General features: G+C 68.8%; 18 protein-coding genes. All 18 read right to left on the reverse strand.

The annotated features are described in order from the left end of the window. Positions 1-4: 4 nt before the first annotated feature. On the reverse strand, positions 5-3,424 hold the full coding sequence (locus AC6EH9_RS19060; protein ID WP_498425256.1) for an NACHT domain-containing protein: 3,420 nt from the start codon (positions 3,422-3,424) through the stop codon (positions 5-7). 500 nt (positions 3,425-3,924) lie between these two features. Beyond that, positions 3,925-4,752: a hypothetical protein gene (locus tag AC6EH9_RS19065; RefSeq protein WP_498425257.1), complete on the reverse strand. Its 828-nt coding sequence runs from the start codon at positions 4,750-4,752 to the stop codon at positions 3,925-3,927. A 129-nt stretch (positions 4,753-4,881) separates the two neighbouring features. After that, complete coding sequence (locus AC6EH9_RS19070) at positions 4,882-6,531, reverse strand: M23 family metallopeptidase (protein ID WP_498425258.1); 1,650 nt, start codon at positions 6,529-6,531, stop codon at positions 4,882-4,884. A gap of 2 nt (positions 6,532-6,533) precedes the next feature. Beyond that, positions 6,534-7,016: a cell wall protein gene (locus AC6EH9_RS19075; RefSeq protein ID WP_498425259.1), complete on the reverse strand. Its 483-nt coding sequence runs from the start codon at positions 7,014-7,016 to the stop codon at positions 6,534-6,536. A gap of 219 nt (positions 7,017-7,235) precedes the next feature. Further along, entirely contained in the window at positions 7,236-8,195 is a 960-nt protein-coding gene (locus tag AC6EH9_RS19080; protein WP_498425260.1) for a ParB N-terminal domain-containing protein, read from the reverse strand. Beyond that, positions 8,188-9,024, reverse strand: a complete 837-nt coding sequence (locus AC6EH9_RS19085) for a serine/arginine repetitive matrix protein 2 (protein WP_498425261.1) — start codon at positions 9,022-9,024, stop codon at positions 8,188-8,190. Before AC6EH9_RS19085 ends, AC6EH9_RS19080 begins: the two co-directional genes overlap by 8 nt. A 352-nt stretch (positions 9,025-9,376) precedes the next feature. After that, positions 9,377-10,276, reverse strand: coding sequence for a bifunctional DNA primase/polymerase (locus tag AC6EH9_RS19090; RefSeq protein WP_498425262.1), 900 nt, complete (start codon positions 10,274-10,276; stop codon positions 9,377-9,379). A 159-nt stretch (positions 10,277-10,435) separates the two neighbouring features. Next, positions 10,436-13,540 (reverse strand): LysM peptidoglycan-binding domain-containing protein, encoded by a 3,105-nt coding sequence (locus tag AC6EH9_RS19095; RefSeq protein ID WP_498425263.1) that lies wholly within the window; start codon positions 13,538-13,540, stop codon positions 10,436-10,438. Continuing rightward, a complete protein-coding gene (locus AC6EH9_RS19100) occupies positions 13,537-13,959 on the reverse strand; it encodes a TadE/TadG family type IV pilus assembly protein (protein ID WP_498425264.1) in 423 nt (140 codons plus the stop codon). The genes AC6EH9_RS19095 and AC6EH9_RS19100 overlap by 4 nt, the downstream gene beginning before the upstream one ends. Continuing rightward, positions 13,956-14,384: a TadE/TadG family type IV pilus assembly protein gene (locus AC6EH9_RS19105; protein WP_498425265.1), complete on the reverse strand. Its 429-nt coding sequence runs from the start codon at positions 14,382-14,384 to the stop codon at positions 13,956-13,958. Before AC6EH9_RS19105 ends, AC6EH9_RS19100 begins: the two co-directional genes overlap by 4 nt. A gap of 26 nt (positions 14,385-14,410) precedes the next feature. Further along, positions 14,411-14,818, reverse strand: a complete 408-nt coding sequence (locus tag AC6EH9_RS19110; protein ID WP_498425266.1) for a TadE family protein — start codon at positions 14,816-14,818, stop codon at positions 14,411-14,413. Further along, a complete protein-coding gene (locus tag AC6EH9_RS19115; RefSeq protein WP_498425267.1) occupies positions 14,787-14,972 on the reverse strand; it encodes a hypothetical protein in 186 nt (61 codons plus the stop codon). The genes AC6EH9_RS19110 and AC6EH9_RS19115 overlap by 32 nt, the downstream gene beginning before the upstream one ends. 42 nt (positions 14,973-15,014) lie before the next feature. Beyond that, positions 15,015-15,917 carry a type II secretion system F family protein gene (locus AC6EH9_RS19120; RefSeq protein WP_498425268.1) on the reverse strand — a complete coding sequence of 301 codons (903 nt, stop codon included), beginning with the start codon at positions 15,915-15,917 and terminating at the stop codon, positions 15,015-15,017. Beyond that, a complete protein-coding gene (locus tag AC6EH9_RS19125) occupies positions 15,914-16,771 on the reverse strand; it encodes a type II secretion system F family protein (RefSeq protein ID WP_498425269.1) in 858 nt (285 codons plus the stop codon). Before AC6EH9_RS19125 ends, AC6EH9_RS19120 begins: the two co-directional genes overlap by 4 nt. Then, on the reverse strand, positions 16,768-18,099 hold the full coding sequence (locus tag AC6EH9_RS19130) for a TadA family conjugal transfer-associated ATPase (RefSeq protein ID WP_498425270.1): 1,332 nt from the start codon (positions 18,097-18,099) through the stop codon (positions 16,768-16,770). The genes AC6EH9_RS19125 and AC6EH9_RS19130 overlap by 4 nt, the downstream gene beginning before the upstream one ends. Before the next feature lie 149 nt (positions 18,100-18,248). Continuing rightward, positions 18,249-19,013 carry a CpaE/TadZ family protein gene (locus tag AC6EH9_RS19135; protein WP_498425271.1) on the reverse strand — a complete coding sequence of 255 codons (765 nt, stop codon included), beginning with the start codon at positions 19,011-19,013 and terminating at the stop codon, positions 18,249-18,251. Continuing rightward, positions 19,013-19,684 carry an SAF domain-containing protein gene (locus AC6EH9_RS19140; RefSeq protein WP_498425272.1) on the reverse strand — a complete coding sequence of 224 codons (672 nt, stop codon included), beginning with the start codon at positions 19,682-19,684 and terminating at the stop codon, positions 19,013-19,015. Before AC6EH9_RS19140 ends, AC6EH9_RS19135 begins: the two co-directional genes overlap by 1 nt. 27 nt (positions 19,685-19,711) lie before the next feature. Further along, entirely contained in the window at positions 19,712-20,284 is a 573-nt protein-coding gene (locus tag AC6EH9_RS19145) for a hypothetical protein (protein ID WP_498425273.1), read from the reverse strand. Positions 20,285-20,478 lie beyond the last annotated feature (194 nt).

Raw genomic sequence — 20,478 nt, forward strand, 5'->3', positions numbered from 1 at the left:
AGCACTACTCTGAAACACCCGTCCCGATCGGGGCAGGTTCCAAGTAACCGAGCCTCCACGAAACCCGGGGCGATTCAAGTGGGTATTTGTCGGTTTCGTCGGCCAGTTCCTCCACAGCCCAGTCTCGAAGGACTGCGTACTCCGCGAGGGGGCCGCAGGCCAAGTTCCAGCACATCGACCGGTTGCCGCCGGTCATCGGGTTCTGCCGCAGCGTGTTGACTGCAAACTCGGCGAATGCGTCGCGCTGATTCTGGTCGCTTTCGGCGACGGCTCGGGTAACCAAGTCGGCGTCGAGGCCGGTCCAGCTGTGGTCTGGGATGTAGGCCTCGCTGTCCAGGTAGTGCATAACCGACGCATATTCGTCGTGGTCGAACAGGTCGGTCAGGGGCACGTCGGGGTTGCGTGCCGCCAGGCTGTGAAGGGCGACCGTCCGCAGGTTGGTCTTCGGCTCAGTGCGTGCCCACTCGAGCGCTTCACTCGTTGCAGCGTGGCTGGGCCAACCGACGACCATGGCCATGAGTGCCGCCGCCTGAGTCCGTACCTCCGGTCCGTCTCTGAGCACGCCCAGAAGGGGAGCCAGGTAGGTGGCCGTGCTGGCGGAGTGCTCGGAGGTCTCGCCGAAGCGCGCGGCATAGGCCTCGACCGCGTTCGATCTGACGGTGCCGTCGTCGTGGTCGAACCCGGTCAGGAGGATGTCGCGGATTCGGTCATGGTCGCCCGGCGGGGTCTCGCGCAACGCCCACATCGCACTCCGAGGCTCGAAGCGGGTCGCGTTCAGCCACCTGCGAAAGGTCGGAGAGAGATGCCGCCAGTGCGCGTCGGTGGCGCTTGATCCTGCCAGAGCGGTGAGGAGCACGTCGCGTAGCTCGAGGGACGTCGAGCGCTCGACGGCATGGACGAGTCGGTCGAGGAACTCCTTGGCCTTACGGGGCGGAAGCTTGATGTCGGCAGCCATTGCCGCGCTGGCGAAGCGGAGCGCAGCGTGTTTTCTGAGGTCGGCTTGCGGCCACGACTGCCCCAACGATGAGACATCCCCGGCTGGGATTTCGGCCGGTCCCCCTGTGACAGTTAATACGTGGTCAAGGAGGTCAGCTGTTTGATGTTGGTTCGTCTGCGCGCTGAGCGCCGCCAGAAGCACATCAGTCCAGGCGGGGTCGTCATATCGGGCGGCAAACGTCGCTAGCTGGTCTACGACTTCTAAACCGGCCAAATGGAGGCCGGCAAGATGGTCTCCGATCACGCGGTGTACGAAGCTCACCTGTCTCGCACCTTGGGGGACGAGCAGGCCGAACTCGTCTTCGGCCATCTCGAGCGCAGCTCCGGCGATGGTTCGCGCAGAACCTTCATCCAGGTCGAGGACGTCCTCGTCCTGGAATGCGTCTCGCAGCAGCCGTTCCATCGCGCGAGCCGCCATGGGCTGCGGGATCAGGTCGGCCTTGATCCGATACGCCACTGCCTGGAGCGCGGTGAGGAAGTCGCGCTCATCCAAGCTCTGCGCGCTGACGGTTGATGCTCTCGCGCGCATCTTCGGATGTGTGTCGACGAGCATGTGGACGATGAGGTTGTAGACGTCGAACCGGCGGGTGGGCAGGGGTCGCCCCCGCCATGACTTCGCCAGCAGGGCCAGCAGGAGCGGGGTGCGGGCGAAGTAACGGAGCTCTACGACCATAGCTACCTGGCGGAGGAAGGGGTCGATGTTGGTGGCCAACCACGAGCCTCGCGCGCCTTCGCCGGACGTCTCGCGATTCGAGCCCGGTCCAGCAGGGTAGGTAAGGGCGGATGGCTCTATTGAGGGATCGTCGGTGGCTGGAGGTGGGACCAGGTACTGCTCGGCAATCAGTCGTTGTCGAGCCTGGTCCAGGACTGCCAGCGTTGCTCTGCTCCAGTCGAGGTTGAAGGGGAGCCGAGACAGCGCGTAGGGGCGGGACGTGACCACGATGGTGCTGTTGGTGTGCCCGAGGAATGTCTCGATCGTCCCGAGAGCTTTGTTGGCCGTGCCCTCGGAGGTCCATTCGTCGATGCCGTCGACGAGCAGCAGTAGCCGGTCGTCTTCGAGGGCCTTTGTCACCAGCGGCGTCAGGTCGGCACGGCCTTGCGCACTGAGCCATGCCGAGATTGCAGAGACCAACGAGTTCTCATGGTCGGCATCGAGGTGGGCACACAGATGGCCAAATGGGAGCCAGACAGGAAGGCTGTTCCCGAGCGCACGTTGCAGATCGACCGAGGTGGGGTTGGGGGCGAGGAGGTCGGTGGCCACGAACCGGAGCAGGCTCGACTTGCCAGCTCCGGGGGAACCGACCAGCAGGTTTCGAGTGCCTCCGGCCATCCAGCTGTCCGCAGGTTCGGCCCCGCTAGCTGCGTTACGCTCGCCGGGCGCCTCGAGCAGCGCCTTCGCCGAACGCAACTGGCGGCGCGGGCGAGCGAGCTGCATGCGCATTGGGTGGGCTCCGGATGCGTCAGCGTCAGGGCCGGTGTTGTCGGAGCTTTGAGCCCCGAGTCCTGTGTTCTCGTCCGTAACTCCTGCAATCGTGAGCCACTGCTCGCGCGCGTCAGTCTGCGGTAGGACGTCGAGCATGACGTAGGACGCCTGACCTGGGCGTGCGGGCGGGATCGAAGCCACCGCGGCGAAGGACGCTTGGTAGAGCCGCGCGAGTTCGGTGCGAAGCCATTGCACTTCGTGGTCGTCAAGGGTGTGGTTGGCCAGGGTCTGAACGCGATGCTCTCCGCAGAAGGGTCCGACCGCGTGGCGACCGAAGAACCGTTCGACCAGACGTGGTTCGTCTCGCAGAAGCTCGTTGATGCGCTCGAGGTCCCAGGGAACGAACTCGACGCCGACGCGTTCGAGGCGGTCCGTCGCGTCGCGTACCGCCTGGTCGAGGTTACGTTCGCGAAAGTCGAAGGTGGTGGCGAAGATGAACGTCTGTGCGGTGACTGGCCAAGGACCGTCTAGGAACTTGGTGACCGCATCTTTGAGGGTTGACGGGTACACATCGCTGACGCGTTTGGACTGCAGCACGACATGGCGGCGGAGCGTCCTCAAGGGCAGCGTCGGCGGAGCGCTTCCGTCGAGCGCCACCCCGCCCGGTTCCCTTCCGCTGTCGCTTGCTTCGGGCTCTGTGCCCCGCACGGAGGGTCGTGGGGTGTCGCGCAGGCGGGCGTAGACGTCAATGCCCTCTTGCTCCTGCCCGGGCAGCCCGTAGGACTTGGCGTAGGTGACGTTGCATTGCCGTTCGAGCAGACATAGGAAGAGTCGCTCCGCGTCTCTAGGTGCCAGTTTCTCAAGTGGCAGGGACTCGAGCTCTGGCGTGACGGGAAGTTCGACGTACGGCTTCTCGGGTGGGGACCAGAGCCAGGCTTCTCGCGAAGCGTCCCCGCAGTTCGCGGGCTCAGGCGTGTTCGGCTCGCCGGCCTCTGCTGTGTCCACCGCACCGAGGTTATCGCCGCAGTCGGCTGCGATGCCGTTGATATTTTGCGTGGCGACGTTTGTCGGGAGTGTTTCTCGGGTCGGCGTTCAGTTTGCGGGCGTGATCTCCATGGGCTGGCCGTCGTGAGGGACTGCTGCACGATCGGGTGACAGTGGCTACTGCAGCGGCAGCACTTGGCATCCGACTCGTGAGTGGTTGCTGCCCCAAAACGCACGTCCTGACTGCGAGAATCAAACTATGAGTCGCACAAGGCCGGACTACATGGAGAAGAAGCGCCTCCGACACCCCTGCAGGTGCGGTGCGAAGGTGGGCGAGTGGTGCAGAACGTCAAACGGCAAGATTGCCCAAAGACTTCACACCCGGCGCGGCGCCAACGCGTTCCGACAGGAGCGCGAACAGGTAGCGGCGCCCTCAAGTTAGGTCCCGACCCCAGTGCTCGACATGAGTTGCTCACGAGCAACGGAGTTGGGTAGAGGGGTATGCGGGATCCGACGTTGAGTCACTGCGGTTCGTGGACCTCGGTGCAGCAGGGGTCGTCCCATGTGTCGAGTACCTCGGAGACGTGGCCCCACTCCCATTCGGTTCCTCGCCACGCGGTTGCTGGGTCCCAATGGAGGGTGAGCGCGGGTAGCCACCGTGGCGTTATCCAGAGGTGGGTTATCTCGGGGTCCAGCTGCGGCGGCGGGAGTTGCTTTACGTCGTCGGGTGTTGCGTCCCGAAGCCACTCGAAGACGGGGTCGTTCTCGCTGTCGACTGTCAGAACGGCGTGCCGCTCAGAGCCACCGAACTCCTTGAGCTTGTTTGGCACGTCCGCGTACCCGGGGCGGGCGAGCACTGCGCAGGCTGCGGCTACGACGCTGGGGCCGTCCGTGATGGGTCGCCCTCCACCGGAACCGACCGCGAACCGGACCTCACCGGGTGCGAACTTGTCGAACGGCGCGATGAACTCGTACTGCTCAGTCCTGCTCGGCACCTGGTCGCGCTTGGCGGGGTCCTCGAGATCACGCAACGTATTCTCGAGCCATGTCAGGTCCTTTACTCTGGCCTTGGACGTCAGCGAGACCCAATAGCCGTGCTGGAGTCCGGCGTACTGCTTGCGCCGGCCAAACTTCTCTAGCGCATTGGCGAGTTGGTTCTCTGCCTTGTTCGGATCGGACACGATCTCGAGCGGCACACCACCAGCGCGGTGAATGACGGCGTCGGGGAGGCTCTTGCCACGTCGGTCGTCGTAGGAGCAGACGCGTACGCCGAGGGTCTTCTCGACGATAAACCGGGCGATGGTTTCGTCGCCGTTTTCTCCATGGTTCCCGACCGCGCGTGGCGACATGGAGTTCTCCGTTCGTCTTTGGCTGCAATCCAGATACCCACGGCCATGCTGCCTGATTGGTCGCACTCATTGCCGCATTGAGGGCGGATCGGACCTGCGTCACTTCACCGCGAATGCCCGAGGTCAGACTTACGGGGCGGGGCTTCGCTCTGTTGTTGCGCTAGCGGTGTTCAGCGCCGTCCAGTGAAGGTGGTCGAAGTGCCCGCCGGTCACCGAAGCTGCATCATGCATGCCGCCGCCGCTGTACGGCCGCCAGCCTTCCGCGCTGCGGGCTACCGACCAGATCCGTCCCTGCCAGATCAGGTACTCGACCCCGAGTGTGCGCGCGTTGGCTTTGAGCCAGTTCGTGACCCGCCACCCCAGCGTGAGTGAGCGCCCTCGTGCGGGCTCACCGATCGTGTTGCTGAAGGTGCCGTCGCAGGCGCGACCATCGGGGTGTTCCGAGCGGGAGTCGCCCGCGCGCCAGCAGGCCCACGAGCTGCTGGGGAAGTGCGCTTGAATCTGAGCGAGTACGTGGGCCGTCCTCGCGGTGATTCGGCCGGGAGACGTCGGGTCGTCGACGAATCGGTTGGGGGCGGCGCTGGCGTAGGGCGCAGCTTGCGTCGGCGAGGCGGAGCCGCAGCCTGCCTGGCTGGCCGAGGAGCCGGGCGGGAGGTGCGCGGCCCCACGGCCGGTGAGCCACCGTTCGGGGTCAATCGCGGCCGAGAAGGGCCCCCCGAGCCTCATCTCGAAGTGCAGGTGAGGGCCGGTCGCCTTGCCGTCCGCGCCGACGTCGGCGATGTGCTGCCCAGCGGCGACGATCTCGTTCTCCTGCACGTGGATGGCATCGCGGTACATGTGGGCGTAGCCCGAGACGACGGTCCGTGCACCGACGGTGTGCTGGATCAGGATCAGATGGGCGTACCCGGAGGACACGGGACCGGCGAAGACGACGCGGCCGTCGGCGACGGCCACGATCGGAGTCCCTGCCGCGGCGGCGTAGTCGACACCGGTGTGCACGCTGGGCTCTCCGGTGACGGGATCGATGCGCGGCCCGAAGGTGTCCGTGCGAATCCAGGTCCCAGCGGGCAGCGGGAACACCATCCGGGTCGACTCCGGTGCCGGCACCGAACCACCGTCAGCGCCGCTGTGGTCGGGGCTGGTGAGCGTGCGCAGTACCGCCTCGGCTACGGGCTCGAAATTTGCGTAGCGGTCCGGGACGGCCGAGACCTCAACCGACTGGGCCGCCACGCCCGGTGGCAGCTGCTGCCAACCGGAGATGTCGAGGAGGCCGCGAGGTGAGCCCTGGTTGGGGCCGTGGGGTCCTCCGAAGAAGGCTCGTGCCTGATAGTCGGGATCCATCAACTGCTGCACGGTGCCCCAGCCGGTGCTCGGCCGCATCTGGAACATGCCGAGCGAGTCGTGGTCCGAGCCGTCGCCGTCGTGGGGGAGGGACGCCGACTCCGGATAGGCGGTGGAGTTGGCCAGCATCTTCAGGGACGACTCGGTGAGCGCCGCCATCAACGCCACCTTGATCCCCGTCCGGCTGACGCCGGGGGTACGGCCGCCGATGGTGATCACCGTCGCCGCGTGCACGAGCTGCGAGCGACTGAGACTGACGGCCGTGCCTCCAGCTGTGGTGGCGGAGAGGCGATTGGGCAGCTGAGCGACGGCGACGCCTGCGCCAGGGAGGCACGACGCCTGCGCCGACGGGTTGAGCAGGACACCGACGCCCACAAACAAAGCCGCCGGCCCGAAGAACAAGACGAGCAGGCCGAGGCCGACTGCGGACTTGAGCATCGCTAATCCAGCGGCTCATCGAGGCGTGAGAGCCTCAGCAGATGGCAGGTCGGGTACGACGGCTCGCAGACGATGAACACGGTGAAAGCAACCGCGTGCTCGGAGGCGACGGGCTCGCCCTCCCAGACCCCGGAGCGATGGCGGGTGCCGCGGATCGTGTACGCCGCTGTCCCCGGCGCCAACGCTTGGCCGGCTTCAGCGAGGGCTTGCCCCCACAGGTCCGGCACCTCGACCGAGGAGATCTCGAGCCACTGACGCGTGTAGTACGGGGTGAGGAACGCCCACGCCTGGGCGGTGGGGAGGTAGCCCGCGATGTCGGTGACCAGGCCGGGCGATTCCTGCCCGGTCGGGTCGGCGACGGTGAGCAGCCGCCCGGTGTAGTCGCTCAGTGCGAACGCTGCGGTCGTGTCCCACTCGAACAGCCGCTGGGCCACGGACTCGGCGAAGACCAATGGGTCGGCGGTCGCAGGGATCGCCTCGAGCACCACGAGCCTGGTCTCCGGGGTGGTAGCCGCAGCCTGTGTGCGCCCATCGGCCTCGCCCCCGGTCGGGGGAGGCGGAGAAGCCGTCGTGTCGGGGCGGGTGAGGGCGAGCCACGCTCCCAGCGCTGCAGCCACGACGGCCACCCCGAGCGCAACGACCAGGATGCGACGTCGACGAGGAGACGATGTGGCCAGTGAGCGGAACATCCCTGATCACCTTCCTCAGACCGCGACACCAGCACCACGGCCGTCACGGGCGGTGCGCGCCTGGTGGTGGAAGGTGGCCGTTTCCTCGAGCACCCGCTCGAACAGCGCCCACTCGTCCGCGGTGAGCGCTGCACCGATCTCTGCCGGGTCGTAGCGCGCAGACCAGCCGTCCATGTCGGTCCAGGTGTGCACGAACGAGCGAGTCGAGCGTTTGCGACGCAGCGGCGGCGGCTTCGGCCGGTTCTTGGCGGGCTGGCTGACGCGCTCGAGCGCTTCGCTCGCAAGCCGATGGAGCTCGTCCACTTCGCCGCTTCGTGAGGCCGCGCTGTGCTTGATGGTGGCGATCTCCTTGAACCAGGGGTTCACCGCAGCGCCGCTGGCGATGTTGCCCAGCGCGTTCTGGGCCAGGTCCCGGATGGGACCGGGCTGATCCTCGTCGGCCACGATGTCCTCGATCTCGCTGACCTGCTCCAGGCGGTTATAGGCGGCTGAACCGGTGACGAGTTCCGCGGCCTGAATGCGCGTCTTCCCAGGTCGCGACGGTGGTGCCGATTCGGCACCACCGGCCGAAGCCTGTGCTGCAGCGGCGCCGAAGCGGGTCGCCTGCTGCCGGCGGGCCGCGTCCTCTGCCAGCACGGTCTTGAGTTCGCGGTACAGGGCGGCGGCCTCGATGACCGAGAACGGCTTGTGGAGCAGGTTCTCGTCCTGCTGCGCCAGCAGGCTGTTGAGCTCGTCGGAGAGACCTGAGCGGACCCAGACCTTGACTGTTTGCCACTTGAGTTGCCGGATCGCCTCCAGACGGCGTCGCCCACACAGCAACGTGCCATCGGGTGCGATGGTGATCGGCTGAAGCAACCCGAGCCTCTCGATCGATCCGATCAGCGGGGCCAGATCACCCAGGTCGCTGCGGTGGCGCACGCCCACGGCGATCGATTCGACGCTGCGCTCCAGTTCGATGTGGCCGCCCTCAGACATGAGCCCTCCTCGCCGCGCGTCTCGCGCTGGAGTGGATAGCCGCTACGAGCCTCTCATCGGCGAGCAGCTCATCTGGTCTCTCGTCGATCAGGAGCCTCAGCAGCAGGCCCCGGCCGGCCGCGGTATGCACGAGGTCCTTGTTCGGGGTTCCCAGCACCACCCGGAGCAGGGCCGCCCACGCGCGCCGATCGAGGTCGAGCAAGGCCCGAGCGTGGTGATCTCGTCGAAGTACCTCATGGGCATAGGTGCGTGACCCGGCCTCGATCAGCCGGGCGCACACGTAGTCCAGTGCCGTCCGCGCGGTGTCACGCGGCCAACCCAGGGCGACGAAGAGCTCCACGGCCGCATCCACCGCCTGGTAGGCCGTCGTCTGCTCGCCGTGCCCGTCGGCGGCGCAGGCCTGGTCGAGGAGGTCCTGCTCGGGTTCGACCCGGAACGCCGGGTGGTAGTCCACCAGCGGGGACTCGCGCTCGCAGAACCGCTCGGCGTCGTGGTCGGCGGTGTTGGCCAGGCGACGTGCCCGCCCGGTCGAGCAGAGCAGTCCATTTGCTCGTTCCTCGGCGATCAGCGTGACCTGGACGGCCCTAGTGACCACGGCCCACGGGTCGGTGGCCGTGCGTGCCGCCCGGGTCCGCATCACCTCGAACGCGGCGACCGCGGCGTCGTCGGGTTCGAGGCCGTGCTTGCGGGCCAGAGCGCCGTACTTCGTCATCGCGAAGCGCATCAGGGCCGCAGCCTCCTCGTCGTCGTGCCAGGCGTCGGAGCCTGCTTCGTCGAGCCGGACGAGCAGGCTGCGGAGCCCTTCGGAGGTGTGGAAGTCGGCGTTCACAGCCCGAGTCCTTCCGGTGTGGGACTCACCGGTGCCGGCCGGGCGATCGCGGATCTCGTGACCCGCCCGCCGGCGCGTGCTGCCGAGGCAGGGGCCCGTCGTACCTGGCGAGCAAGCTCGGTTTGGAGGTCGGCGCCGCGGGTGAGCAGCGGGCTCGTCACCGTCGTGGCGAGCTCGCTGGGTCGCACCCAGGCGATGGACCGTCCGCCCCCGGATTGCAGGCTCGCCGCGGGATGGGGCAGTGAGGGGTCGCCGTGTCGCGCCAGCCAGGCCACTTCGGTGTCGGTCGCCGGGGTGGTCGTTGGCTGTGGGTCGGGTGGAGCGGGTTGGTGCTGGTAGTAGGCGTTCGTGTTCACAGGGTTACCGCCTCAACTGTGGTCGGGCTCGGGTGGATCGCGGGGGAGAGGCGCGAGGCGATCCGATAGGCCGAGCGGATCGTCGTTTCGGTCTCTCGGTCGAGTAATCCGGCGCAGCGGGCGGCTTCGCCCAGCAGCGCCAGGGTCGTGTCGTAGCGGTGTCCGCTCTCGGCCATCCGGCAGGCAGCCCAGAACAGGCCGTGGTTTCTGGCTCCTTCGGGGCGGGTGGCGACCCAGCCGGCCAGCTTGTCGGGTTGAGTGCCCAGACAGGCAAGTGATCGTGGCGGCGGGGTCGGGCGCGGCGGCTCGAGGAGTTGGCGAAGGCTGTGGGCGTCGACGGGGCGCGGTTGGTGCTGCGCGACCGCGATCACGCGGTAGGACGCCGGCTGGCCGGCAGCCTGGAGACGCGATGGTGGGACGATGACGTACCCGCCGTCCCCACGGAAGTCGATGTGCGCGGTGGGCGCTTGCCAGGACCGCTGTCCCGCCTCGCCCGAGGGCGGGTAGTAGGCGTGCAGTCCACCGGAGGGGGTCCGCACCAGCCAGCCCCAGCCGTCGGCGAGGTGAGTCGCGCAGGCTCGTTCGAAGGCCGCGAATCCGTTGCCGCCGCGGTGGACGTCGACGTCGACGACGAGCACGCCGGAGACCGCACCGGTCGGCAGCCCGATGTTCGCGTCCGGGTTGCGCGTCCACCACGCATCGACGGCTTGCGCCGACGTGCTGGCGTCATGGAAGCCGTTCGGCGTCAGCGGTTGCTTGCCGCCCGCTACACACGGAAAGACCGGGATGCCGAGGCTGGCATAGCCCGAGGCTGCGGTCCGAAGATCGGCGTCTGTCGAGACCTGCAACATCGTGGAGGCCGACCAGCGCGGCGACGTCGAAGCCGGGTTGTTCATGCCCTCGACGGTGACTCGCCGACATCACCGACTTCCTACCCCTGGCCCACCGAAACAGTGGGGGTAGGTTGCGTTTGCGCAGGTCAGATGCCTCCCCCCGAAAGTTCGCCGGAGGCCTCGACACGGGCGATCCGGCGCACCTCCACCGCTGTTGGTGGGTCAACGATGCGGGTCTGGCGGCGTGCGATCCCAGCCGCGTTGCCGCACGATCCTTACGGTCCGTTCCGGCAGGTCGATGGGTCCTAGGTGGTCGTCGCTGCGCTCGAAGATCCCCTCGATCAGGTGTCGAGCGGCGAGATCGGCGTGGCCGGTGGCGACGGCGACAGCGACCATGTCCAGACGAGCTGTCTCGTCGTCGGACGCGGCCCGGAAGGCGGTCTCGGCTGCCACCCTGGCGAGCTCGAAGTCCTCGGTCGTCAGGGCGCGCGTGGTGACGATGTGCGCGACGTCGACGATGGCACAGCTCATGATGTGGTCGAGCCGGTCACCGTCCAGGAGCCAGTGCCATCCCGCTGGGCGTAGCCCGATGAAGGGCTCGCCCGTGACGAGCGTGAGCGCCTGCACGAGGTCAGCAATGCCCTCCTCGCCGCGGCTCTGTCCGCGGGTGCGCAGGCGGCGGAACAGGTCCAGGTCGCTCAGGACGCCCTGGACACGGTAGAGCGACGTGCCGCGGCCCTGGTCGCTGTTGCGGGAGCGTGCGCTGGGCAGGTGTGCTTCGCCGGTCCGGGGGTCGGTGCCGAGCCAGCGTCGGACCACGCCGAGATCGGTCCTGGCTCGGTCCGGCCGAAGTCCGAACGCATCACAGACCTCAGCGGTGGTGACCCCGGTGGGATGCAGGACGAGGTAGCTGAGCATCTCGACGTAGAACGGTTTGCGGCGGGTGACCGCTGTCGCCTCGCCGTTGGTCCGCGCGCTGACCGGGCCCAACAGGGTCAGCCGGGGGACGGGGGAGCTGGGGGCGCGCCACAACCGGAGATCGTCGTCGAGTCCGGGATCCGCATCGAGTGCCTTCCTCGCCGGGTCCGAGACCAGCGGGGCGGTCCGATCGATGTCATCGGCGGTGGTAGCTGCGGTGGCCTCGTAGACCCTTGTCTCCAGGGGAAGCAGCGATGAGGACCCCGCCGGCCCGTCCGGGCGCACTGTGGCGACCTCGGGGCGTAGGGCTCCCGCCTGGTCGACGAGCGCCTCCTCGGGACCGTCATCGCTTGTTGCGACGGGTACGGGTTCGTCGGTGGCGTCGCGGGTGAGGTCGACGATCGCCGCACACGCGGCCGCCTCCTTGGGGGTGAGCCCGGCTGCGGTGAGGTGGAGGTTCAGGGCATCGATTCTCAGTCGGCCCTGCTGGCTCAGGCTCGCCTCGACGGTGTCCTCAGCTGGGTGAGCGCCGATCGTGACCACGGCGACGCCGGGCCGGCCGACGCAGGTGGTGACGATCTTCGCGATCCGCTCGAGGGTGTGCGGGTCGCTGTCGGTCGTGGCCACCAGTGCCCGGAAGCGGTCGGGTTCCGTGGTCGCGACCTGCTCTTCGATGTCTCGGGCGATTCCTTCCAAGAATCCCGTGGCGGTGTCGCCGTGATGGTGCAGTCGCAGCGGGTCCATCGTGGCCAGTTCGGCGCCGAGTCCGAGGAGTTCGATCTCAACGAGGACCGACCAGGGGTTCAGCGACAGTTCAGCGGCGATGTGTCGCCCCAGGGCCATCGCCACCTCGACGTCCCCGGTCAGGGCCAGGGAGCCGAGCTCCTCGAGGTTGACCAGCGTGAGGGCGCCGTTCTCGCCGGGGCCGAGGCTGACCAGCAGCGGGTACGGCGCACTGTCGCCGGAGTCGCTGGCGAAGTCGTCGTCCAGGTAGGCCGACCAGGTCCTCGCGTCGCCGCGCCAGGGCGCCCCGAGGTCGGCGGGAGCGGCCAGGTGAAGGCGGATGCGGTCCGTGGCCAGCTCGATGCTCTCGATACGGGGAGGCTCCGCGCACGTGGCGGCCAGATGGAGAAGGGCCTGGTGGAGGACCTCGATCCTCGGTGCCGTGATCGACCCGGACAGGTGCGCGGACTTCTCGACCGCCCGTAGTTCGGGTGGCGGAGGCACGATCGTCCGGCCGGGACGCCGGTAGCGTCGTTGGGTGTGTCGCTGCCGGCGTAGGACGAGCAGCAGCGAACCCGCCAGGAGGGCCCCGGCACCCATGAGCCCGGGCAGGACCCAGCCTGGCACGACGGTGTCGTCCTCGGTGGCGTTGCTCGACCGCTCTGTGCGGGTGTCGTTGCCGGCGGCGGAGTCGGGGGGTATTGGCGCGACGGGGGCCGTCCACGGGGGATCAGGCGGGGGATCGGGCGGAGCATCGGTGGGCGGTCTGGGCGGTCTGGGCGGTGGGTCCGCGGGGGCTCGGTCCGCCGGGTTGGGCGGCTGCTCGGTGCCGGTCGGGATCATCAGGCGCCACCCCGGCCCGATCACGTCGGGGTCGGTGAGGCGGGCGCCGTCGGGTTGCGCGATGTGTCGTGAGGCTTGGATGATCCGCGGGAAGGCCGTGGCATCACCCAACCGAGCCTGGGCGATGCCGGACAGGGTGTCGCCCGGGCGCACCACATAGGTCTCGCCTTCGGGATCTGCGGCGACAGCCGGGATCCGCAGGACGGTGCCCGGGGTGATGAAGTCGGGCCGGCCATGGAGAACGGACTCGTTGAGCGCCACGATCTCGTGGAATCGCCGGCCATCGCCGAGCTGCTGTTCGGCGATCTTCCAGAGGCTGTCGCCGCGCCGCACCGTGTAGGGCACCGTCTCCTCGACGGCCCCCCGCGCTCGAGACACTGACGAAGCCGCAGGGGGCGTAGAGGGCGGCGTGGTGGTAAGCGAGCTGGTCGGCGTCACCGTCTGAGCCACTGGGCCGGCGGCGGCGACGCCATGGGGTGGGGCGAGCGTCTGCGAGACGGGTGGCACGGCGACGAACAGGAGGGACGCGATCGCGACCAGCCGACTCGCGCTCACCTGGGGAACCCGCAGACCGGGCAGTCGCGGGGCACGGATCCCGCCGATGAGGGCGACGAGCTCCACGGCCACCGATGTGGTGAACACGAGCCAGGCCAGCCACGCCACCACGCCGATCACCGCTAGAGCCAGGGTGCCGTCGTCGGGTCTGCTCAAGCGGTCCCACGTGAAGTCGCCCCAGTGGGGGAGGGCGCCGATCGTGATCAGCGCAGCGGGTGTACCGAGAACCAGCAGCATCAGGGTCAGGCAAGCGGCCAGACCGGCCAGGCGGTCCTTCAGCGAGGTCATCGCTCTGCTCCTCCGACCGTTCGGGCAAGGCGTGCCGAAGCGCTTCCAGTGACCGGAAGTCGCTTGATGCCCCACAAGGACAGGAACTTGGGGTCGTAGGCATCGGAGACGGTGACGGCGATCCGCTGCCCGCCCACGACCGACACGGTGCCCCGGACACCCGCCGCGGCGAGGTAGTCCTGTGCGGCCGTGCGGGCTGCTGCTGCGTCGATGTGGGCATAGCGGCCCTCCACGGCGGCGGTCGTCTGTACCTGCTCCCCGCCGGCCCGCGCTGCTTGGGCCGCTAGGTCATGGGCGCGCTGCTGCGCGTGGACCTGACCTCCCAGATCCACGGCCAGGCCCACCAGCGCCATCATCACGAAGCTGCCCAGGGCCAGCCACACCGTCACCGATCCACCCTCGTCACGACGCCTGCTCACGGTCGCTCCCGCCATGTATCGATCGGGCTCGACATCGTCGCTCGCAAGGTGCGGCTCCCCGGGACCCCTGGAACCGACAGGTCCCCCAGGTCGAGGCGGCAGGAGACGGTGACCGCTACTGCGGCGTCTTGGCCCACGGCCACCGCGAAGCCGGCGGCGTCGACGGCGACCCTCATGTCGAGGCAGGTGATCTGCTGGTTGGTCAGGCTCGAACGGGCGGCGGCCTCGGCGGCGCGGGCGGCCTCACCTGCGGATCGTTCCAGGGATGCCGAGCGTGCACCGTCGGCCGCGGCGGACTCCAGAGCCTGGTGCGCGGTCGCGGTCCGCCCACCCAGGACGATGAGACCGACGAACAGCATGAACGCGGGCACCCCGATCACGGCCTCGACCGAGGCCGAGCCCCGTTCGGGCCGCGAACCTCTCATGGCAGGGCCCAGCAGGGCGAGGCCCGTCATGGTGGGGTCAGCCGTTCCACGGGCATTGTGGCGCTTTGCCGCACGGTCAGCCTCCACCCGGGGATGACGCTCAGGCTGGCGCCGTGCACCGTCACGGTGGCTGTGGTCGCCGTGCGGGTCGCGGTGGACTCAGCGTCGCGGAGGACGTCGTCGCCGCCGGCCTGGACGATGAACGTCTCGGCGGCGCGGGAACCGTCGGCTTCGCGGGCGGATTCCGCGCCTGCGGCCCGGGCACCCTCCTGTGCGGCCGCGATCGCGACCGTGCGCGCGTGGTGGTACAGCGCGGCCTGCATCCCGAGGAACATCACCGCGAAGAGCGCCGGCAACAAGATCACGAGCTCGACCGAAGCCGAGCCTGACTCGTTGCCCCGGCTAGTTGATGTTGCCGGCCTGGGTCGTGACATAGGCCCTCACCGCCGCAACCACGATGCCGACGATCGCGATGACGGCGACCGCCCACAGCACGTGCTCGGTGGTGACCGAGCCTCGTTCGCTTCGCAGTCGAACACTGTGCCACGTCAGCTGAACCGCCAGCAGAGTGCTGAGCATTCGGTCCATGGGTCCTTCCCTTCCCTTCAGGCCCGGTCCCGTCGTTCGGGATCAGGTGTTGGTGAGCATCCGGAGCAGCGAGGGCGCCACCAGCAGCGCCATGAAGATCACGCCGAGCAGCGACCCGGGGATCGTCATCCGTTCACCGACCGCGTTGGCCTCGGCGATCGCGTCGTTCAACATCGCGTTGCGCATGCCGGCCGATCTCGCGCGCAGGGTGGCGTAGACACCCGCGCCCTCCTCCCCGGAGAGCCGCATGATGTCGGCGAAGTCGTCGAGCTCGGGGAGCCCGAGCTCCTCGGCGAGGGTGTGCAGGGCGTCCCACGGCGGCAGGCCCGACCATCGGGACCTGGTCAGCTCCTCACTCAGCCGCTTGAAGACCCACGAGTCGCCGACCTGGGCGGCCGCCTCCATGGACTGCCGGACCCCGGAGCCGTTGTTTCGCTCCAGCGCGACCAGGTCGATGTAGGCACCGAGCGCGCGAGCGAACTCCTGACGCGCCTTGCGGGCATCGTCGATGGCGTTGTAGTTCGGCACGAAGAACATCACCGCAGCCAGCCCGAGCGACGCCACAGCAGGGACACCGATCGGCATCGCGAATCCCAGGAGGTTGAAGAACCAGGCCAGCACCGGCGCGATGAGCAGCCCCAGACCGGCGAAGGTGAGCTTCTCGCCGTAGAAGCGCGCCACCGGCATCCCCAGCAGAGCCAGCTCACGGTGCGGGGTGCGCACCCACAGACCAGGAGGCAGCATCCGCATAGCCCAGACCCCGAGCTTCTCCTTACCGCTCACTCCGGCCGCCGTCCGGTCGATCGAGGTCGGGCGCGACGGGGTGAGCCGCGTCAGGGCCTCGGCGAGATCGGGCTGCGCAGGGATCAACCGGGCGACGAGCAACGCCACGCCAAGGCCCACCAGCCCTCCCGCGAGGAGCATCATCTGCAGGCCGGTCGTCATCGAGGCACCTCCCGCGGCTGGAGGAAGCGGGGGAGCGGTTGACCGATCGCCATCTGCCGCATCCACACCAGCGTGGCGATGTAGGCCGCCAGCAGCCCGGCCAGGATCAGCTGCCCCACCGGTGAGCGGTACGGCTCGACGTAGGAACCCGACACGGCGAGCAGGACCAGCACCGAGGCGCTGATCAGCGTGACCCACCGTGCCGTCGCCCGCGGCTTGGCCCGGTCCGCTTCGACCTGCCGACGCGCACGCACGTCCGCGGAGACCGACTCCGCCAACCCCTCGAGGACGCTGGCCAACCCGGCGCCCCGCCGGCGAGCGGCCAGCACAAGATTCGCCGCGACCAGGTCGCCGGTCGCATCGTCGAGGTCGTCGGCGAAGGCCCGCAGCGCGTCCTCGGTCGCCCAACGGGCCCGCAGACGCGCCACCAGCCGGCCCACCTCTGGGGCAATCGGCGCCGGGGTGGACCGCAGGGTCGCCGCGAGCGCCTGCTCCAGGCCGACACCGACGGTCAACACACCCGCCAGTGCGCGGGTCCATTCCTCCATCGCCTCGAGCCGCTCGATCTGGGCAGCCGCGGGAGGGGCACCCAGCAGCATCGGCAACCCCACCGCGGTGATCGGGCCGAGGGGCACCGCCAGCGCCCATCCGGTGACCAACCAGGCGACTACGCCGAGGCCCAGCCCGCCCACCAGCAGCAGACGCGTACGACGCGATGTCGCACGCAGGCGGGAGAAGGGGCCGGAGGGTGGTCGTGCAGGCTCGCCCGCCGGGGCCGGGCGGAGGCCGGCGATCAGTGCGAGGAGGCCCGCGACGACCAGTGCACCGGCGAGTGCCGGAATCAGCGGCGTCACGACGCCACCCCCTGCGCGGCGAGGTAGCCGGAGAGGTCGAACCCCTCGGCCGTCAGCGCGCGGTACTCATCCGGCAGGATCGTCGGGAGCGCCGCCCCGCTCCCTTCAGCTCCGAAGACCAGCGTCGTCGCGTAGCCGGTCTCCCGCTCACCCGGAGTGACCGCGATGATCTCCGCGACCCGGCGACGTCGCTGCGACGTATGGCCGCTGCCCGTCGTGCTCATGTGCAGGTGCACGATGAGGTCGACGGTGGCAGCGAGCTTGCTGGTGGCCAGCCCCTGGGTGACGTGCGGGCCGGCCTCCATAGCGCAGGTGACCAGCTTGCGGACCGCAGCCACCGCGTCGGAAGCGTGGGTGGTCGAGATAGAGCCGGTTCCTGACTCCATCGCCTTGATCATCGCCCAGATCTCGCGGCCACGGACCTCGCCGACGATCTGGCGGGAGAGGTTGAACCGGAACGAGTCGACCAAGGCCTCGTCGAGGGTGAACTCGCCGGCCTGCCGGCCGTCGGGACCACGCTCCCCGGAGCCCGGGCGTGCCTCCCAGGCGTGGACGATGTCATGGCGCTCGAGCTGGTGCAGGTGCAGCTCGTACTCGGTCTCGAAGGTGCCGATCGCCTCGCCAGGATCGATCTCGGCGCAGAGCGCACGCACGAGGGTCGTCTTCCCTGCGCCCTGGCTACCGGAGACCACAATCGACTTACGTGCACGGACCGCGGCCCGCAAGAACGAAGCGGCGACCGGGGTGAGCATGTCGCGCCCGACCAGGTCGTCGAGGGTGACCTCCATCAGCCGGTGGCGGCGGATCACCACCGACGGTCGCGGAGTCACCCACGCGGCTGCCGCCAGGCGCGCCCCACCATCGAGGCGCATGTGCAGGCGCGGCTGAGCCGCGGAGAACCCACGCGCGTTGACCTCGCTGCGCGAGGCCAGAAAGACGAGGAAGTCGATCAGCTCCTCATCGGAGTCCGCGACCGGCGGCCCCGGGATCAGCGACCCGTCAATAAGTTCGAGGCGAACCTTGTCGTAGCCGGCGATGATGATGTTCTCAATCCGGTCGTCATCCACGAGCGGTTGCAGCCGGCCCAGCCGGAACAGCGAGTCGAACACCGCCCGGGCGAGCGACTCCTGCTGCACGAGCGTCCACGCGCCTGCGCCGGAGTTGACCCGCTCGGCCATCGAGGACTCGACCAGATCCAGCACGATGGAGCGTCCCAACTCCTCCTGCGCCGACTTGTCGAGGCGCCCCCGATCGGCGGCAACAGCCTGACTGAGCTGCTCCGACGCCTGCGCCCGCAGGCCCGCCACCATACCCCAGTCAAGATCCACAGGGCTGCTCGGGTCGGGCGTCGAGGCAACCCGCATCGACCCGTCCGCGACATCAGAGCGAGGGAGTGTGGTGACCTCTGCGATCCCTGACGCATCGCTGAACAGCGGAAGCGCGGTGAAGTCGGGGGCTTCGCTGTGTCGCTGGGGCATCATCTGGATGCCTCGGTCAACAGGGGGGTGCGCCCACGGGTGATCTGCGCCTGCAGGGCGGCGATCGTGGCGCGCAGACTGCGGGTCAGCGCCCCAGTGTGGAAGTTCCTGCCCGGCGCCGTGCCACGGGAGAACACGGCGGCGGCCTCGGGATCGTCCTCCACATCAGCAAGGACCGGGAGCCCGAGAACCTTCGTGACCTCACGGGAGCGGTAAGGCTGGCCCTGGCCGACCAGGATCACCGCCGGGTTCTGCCACAGGTGGTCTCGGGAGATGGCGTCCGCGCGCGATCGTGCAGCGGCCAACGCCGGCAGCGTCGAGCGAGTGAGCAGCGCGGTCACGTCAGCGGTGGCCAGGAGGGTCTCCGGGGAGCCGACCAGCCCGAGCCGGCCGGCATCGACGATCACGTCCTGGCCCTGCTCGTCCAGATCGCAGAGCACGTCTGCGAGGGGACCCCACAGGTCACGCAGCCCGGTCGCCTGCGCATGGGAACGAGTGCCGGCGACGAACGAGACGTTCGAGCCCGCAACCGGCTGGGCCACCCGGGGCAGAGCCTGAGACACCTCGACCGCTGAGAGCGCCAGCTCGATCAGCCCAGCCTCATACGCCCTCGCACCCCGGAAGTAGCCCGCCAGTAGGCTGGACCCACCGGTGGGATCAGCCTCGATGAGGAGAACCGGTCGCGGCCAGAGCATGGCCAGCCCTACCGCTGTTGTGGTCACACCGGGGGAGCCGGACGCCGAACACAAGGCGATGACAGCCATCACCGCTCCCGGGAGTCCAAGACGAGGGCGACGTTGCCGGTGGCCACGCGCGCCGCGATCGTAGCGGCGTCGGCATGGGGGACGAGCAGGTCGATGATGAGCTGGCCGGTCGCCTCGTCGAGGTGGCTGCCGACGACCTCCGCCTCGTTGACGGCCGGGGACCCGGAGGGTTGCTCGCCCCCCTCACCTGGCGTGACCACGACCCTGACGCGGTCGCCGCTCTGCAGGGCGACTCCAGGGGCCTGCGCAGGAGTGAGCGCGACACCGACCACGGACATGTCCCCAGCTGGAAGCGCCTGCGAGGCGGTCGAGTCCTGGGTCAGCAGGGTGCCGGCGGCGATGTCGAGTGCCGCACGCTGACCGACGATGTCGTCGTAGACCGAACCCGGTAGCGGCGCCAGGGCCGGATCCGCACTGATCCGTACTCGCTCAAGGTCCTCCGCGGAGATGATCGTGCCGCGCGCGATGGTGTCGCGTGCCGCCAGCACCTCTTGGGTGTTGGTGGTCGAGGTCCAGGCCCATCCGCCCAAGAGAGCGCCCACACAGATCGCCGCGACCGCGCCGGCCACCAGCGCCGGCCTGCGCCGCAGCTTGGGCGGCGGCGCAAGGGGAGTGGCTGGCGGCGATCCTCGACGGGTCGTCGTCTCATCTCGGGTGACTGTCTCGGTCATGCCCTGCTCCCCTCATCAACGCCGCTGCTACTGGACGAGCACCTGTGCTTCTCCGACAGTGATGGCGACCGAGCGGGTCAGGCCGTTCAACCGGAGGGTCCCGCTCTGCCCTGCCCCCGACCAGGTGATGACCCAGTCCGAGGTCGCCGTGACGGTGTACTCCTGGCGAGGCTCGCTGGCGCTCGAGCGCTCGTAGACATGTCCGCAATCAGGTGACTGCTGCTTCCCGAAGCGCGGCTGGTACGGGGTCCCGGCCGAACGGCAGACCACCGTGGTTCCGTCCCCCATGTCCCAGGTGACCCGGTGGGTCCGCGCGGTCGCGGTGATGGTGATGCCGCCGGCGCTGGCCGTCGCTGTAGTCGGGCCGAATGTCTCCTCATCAGGGTTCCGCGCCCACATCCACACCGGCATCCCCACGAGGCCGACGCGATCTGGCCCCGACTCGGGCACGATGCCGATGTCGATGGCGCGCAACTGCATCGAGTCGATCGCGATCTGGGCGACCTCTCGAGGAGTTGGCCCCGTCCCAGAGCCGGGTGGTGGGTTTTGGAACCAGACCCAGACGCCAATGTCGGTCTGCGGCTGATAGCAGGTGTACACCGCCCCATCACCCGGCTCGTGGCCCTGCCAGGAAGAATCGCCCGCAAGCGGCTGAGGATCCAACGCCATGAGATAGCAGTTCTGTGCGTTGGACCAGTAGCCGTACTCCGACTGGCAGGGCACCGGACCCGCAGGGCCACCGAGCCCCGGCGCCTCCGGGTCCCAGTAGCACGATGCACCCGACCCGGTGTCCC

The sequence above is a fragment of the Nocardioides sp. Z21_20 genome, from assembly GCF_059766585.1.

What these genes read in the sequence shown, in the direction of transcription:
- AC6EH9_RS19065 (WP_498425257.1), bottom strand. Translation starts at nt 4,752, where the DNA reads ATGTCGCCACGCGCGGTCGGGAACCATGGAGAAAACGGCGACGAAACC.
- AC6EH9_RS19070 (WP_498425258.1), bottom strand. Translation starts at nt 6,531, where the DNA reads ATGCTCAAGTCCGCAGTCGGCCTCGGCCTGCTCGTCTTGTTCTTCGGG.
- AC6EH9_RS19080 (WP_498425260.1), bottom strand. Translation starts at nt 8,195, where the DNA reads ATGTCTGAGGGCGGCCACATCGAACTGGAGCGCAGCGTCGAATCGATC.
- AC6EH9_RS19090 (WP_498425262.1), bottom strand. Translation starts at nt 10,276, where the DNA reads ATGAACAACCCGGCTTCGACGTCGCCGCGCTGGTCGGCCTCCACGATG.
- AC6EH9_RS19095 (WP_498425263.1), bottom strand. Translation starts at nt 13,540, where the DNA reads ATGACCTCGCTGAAGGACCGCCTGGCCGGTCTGGCCGCTTGCCTGACC.
- AC6EH9_RS19105 (WP_498425265.1), bottom strand. Translation starts at nt 14,384, where the DNA reads ATGAGAGGTTCGCGGCCCGAACGGGGCTCGGCCTCGGTCGAGGCCGTG.
- AC6EH9_RS19110 (WP_498425266.1), bottom strand. Translation starts at nt 14,818, where the DNA reads ATGTCACGACCCAGGCCGGCAACATCAACTAGCCGGGGCAACGAGTCA.
- AC6EH9_RS19115 (WP_498425267.1), bottom strand. Translation starts at nt 14,972, where the DNA reads ATGGACCGAATGCTCAGCACTCTGCTGGCGGTTCAGCTGACGTGGCAC.
- AC6EH9_RS19120 (WP_498425268.1), bottom strand. Translation starts at nt 15,917, where the DNA reads ATGACGACCGGCCTGCAGATGATGCTCCTCGCGGGAGGGCTGGTGGGC.
- AC6EH9_RS19135 (WP_498425271.1), bottom strand. Translation starts at nt 19,013, where the DNA reads ATGGCTGTCATCGCCTTGTGTTCGGCGTCCGGCTCCCCCGGTGTGACC.
- AC6EH9_RS19140 (WP_498425272.1), bottom strand. Translation starts at nt 19,684, where the DNA reads ATGACCGAGACAGTCACCCGAGATGAGACGACGACCCGTCGAGGATCG.